Raw genomic sequence first — 1,840 nt, 5'->3', positions numbered from 1 at the left:
GGGCAGCAACGCGATGGGCCCCATGCTCTCGCCCGGCGGCAGCGTCGGCCTCGGCGGGAAGTTCTAAGGGCGGCATCCGGCAGGGGGCACGGCGCACGGACGCGCCGCGCTTTCCCACGAAGCTACGGGCCCTATGCGGGGTTCTCTCGCCGAGCATGCCACAGCGTGACTCGTGACGAGCTCGCGCCCCCTCTCCCGCACGGGAGAGGGGGGCTCATCGCGACCTGCAAGAGCGACAGCGCTCCAGATCTGTGCAGGCGGTAGCCGCAGGGAGAAGGGGCGTGTCGCCCGCTCACAAAGCTCAGGCCGTCGGTGCGCGCACGCCGTAATAATCCTCGATCTTCCCGCGGTAGTTCGGGTCGGCGAAGGCGTCCTCGCCCGGGCCGTGGCTGGGGGCGCCGGCAAGGTTGCCCGGATCGATGTCGACCACGTAGCCGCCGAGTTCGGTGCTGTAGGTCAACGCCTTCCAGGGCAGGGGGTGGTGGTTCTCGCCAAGGCCCAGGAAGCCCCCGAAGGCCAGCACCGCGTAGGCGACCTGCCCGGTGACCTTATCCACCATGAAGTTGTACACGGCCCCGAGGTGTTTCCCCTCGCGGTCGTAGACCGCCGTGCCTTCGACCTTGTTCGAGGCGATCAGGCGGGCGGTCTCGTCGATGGCGATGCCCTCGCCGGTGGGATCGAGCTCCAGGGAGCCCGTCTTTCTCACGGGACGCTCGGTGGGCAGATCCGTCGGCATGGTGACTCCCGGGTTACGCAGACCGGGCCGGCGGTTCCTCCGGCCCTGGTCACTAAACGCCGGGGCGGGAGCGGGTTCCGGTGGCTCAGAGATCCGCCAGCATCCCGGCATTGGCCCGGCGCTGGTTGATCCGGTCGCGGACCGAGCGGCTAGCCAGCAGCATCTCGAAGCCGAACGCGACGAGCGCGCAGAGCGTGCACAGGATCGCGGTCCCGAACAGGCCGAACAGCAGGCTCGCCACCGTGCTGTCGCGCAGGGCGCCGACGAACAGCGTCAGCACCGAGCCGCAGGTCGCGACGCCGCCGAGCGCGGCCAGGAACACCGCCGCGTCCAGAGCCAGCGAGCGCGTATGCAGCCGGTCGAGTCGCTGGCCCAGGATGATCCGCTCGGCCTCGCCGGCCCCGGCCAGCAGCGTCGAGACGCGCTCGGCTTGGTCGGCGACCCGCGCGAGACGGGCGCCGAAGACGTTGAGCAGCGTCGCGAGGCCGGACAGCAGGAAGACCGGGCTCAGGGCCACCTGGACGACGTGGGCCGTGCTTTCCAGGGTGGTGGATGTGATGGGATCGATCATGTTCGCGGGCACATGGACCCGGCGGCCCTGCGCGGCAATCCCGTGCGCGGTCAGACCAGCCCGCGAGGGGGTTCGAGGCCGGATGTGGCCGGCTCGGCCCGGATACCGAGGCCAAGACCGAGCACGAGCCCGGTGGCGAGCAGCAGCGCGAGCGCGAGAACCGGGGTAAACATGACTGTATTTCTCGGGCCTGATCGTTAAGAGCAGGTTTCGAGCGCGCGGTTTCGGCGGAATGTTCTTCGCGGCGGTGCAGATCGGCGGCTTCCGGTGTGGATTTCCGCGCCTGCCCTGTGGATGAGGGCCCCGTGAAGGCGATTTCCCCTTGGAACGGCGGCGGCACCGCTTAGTTGCTGCTATGCTGGCTCGGCCGTGGGGCGCTCATGCCCCGGCCTGCGGCCCGAGAACCGGAGGAAGTTTATGGCCACGAAGACCGAGAAGGCTGCGCCGAAGGCGGCCAAGACCACGAAGGCCGACGAGCCGAAGGCCGCCAAGGCCGCGCCCGCGAAGGCTGCCAAGCCCGCCGCCACGAAGGC

3 protein-coding genes are annotated in these 1,840 nt (G+C 69.8%); all 3 read right to left on the bottom strand.

The features are described from left to right. Window positions 1–301 precede the first annotated feature (301 nt). The 3 genes from FV228_RS28525 to FV228_RS34865 all read right to left on the bottom strand — a co-directional run bounded on the left by FV228_RS28525 (window position 302) and on the right by FV228_RS34865 (window position 1,480). Window positions 302–736, bottom strand: coding sequence for a PRC-barrel domain-containing protein (locus FV228_RS28525; RefSeq protein ID WP_147857557.1), 435 nt, complete (start codon window positions 734–736; stop codon window positions 302–304). An 85-nt stretch (window positions 737–821) separates the two neighbouring features. After that, complete coding sequence (locus FV228_RS28520) at window positions 822–1,307, bottom strand: DUF2721 domain-containing protein (protein ID WP_147857556.1); 486 nt, start codon at window positions 1,305–1,307, stop codon at window positions 822–824. 50 nt (window positions 1,308–1,357) lie between these two features. Further along, the gene (locus FV228_RS34865; RefSeq protein WP_281406547.1) at window positions 1,358–1,480 is read right to left on the bottom strand and encodes a hypothetical protein; all 123 of its coding nucleotides are present in this window, start codon (window positions 1,478–1,480) and stop codon (window positions 1,358–1,360) included. Window positions 1,481–1,840 lie beyond the last annotated feature (360 nt).

The sequence above is a fragment of the Methylobacterium sp. WL18 genome (assembly GCF_008040015.1).
Lineage (GTDB): Bacteria > Pseudomonadota > Alphaproteobacteria > Rhizobiales > Beijerinckiaceae > Methylobacterium > Methylobacterium mesophilicum.
The sequence above is the reverse complement of the archived record's forward strand: the minus strand, read 5'-3'. Positions and strand labels throughout refer to the sequence as shown.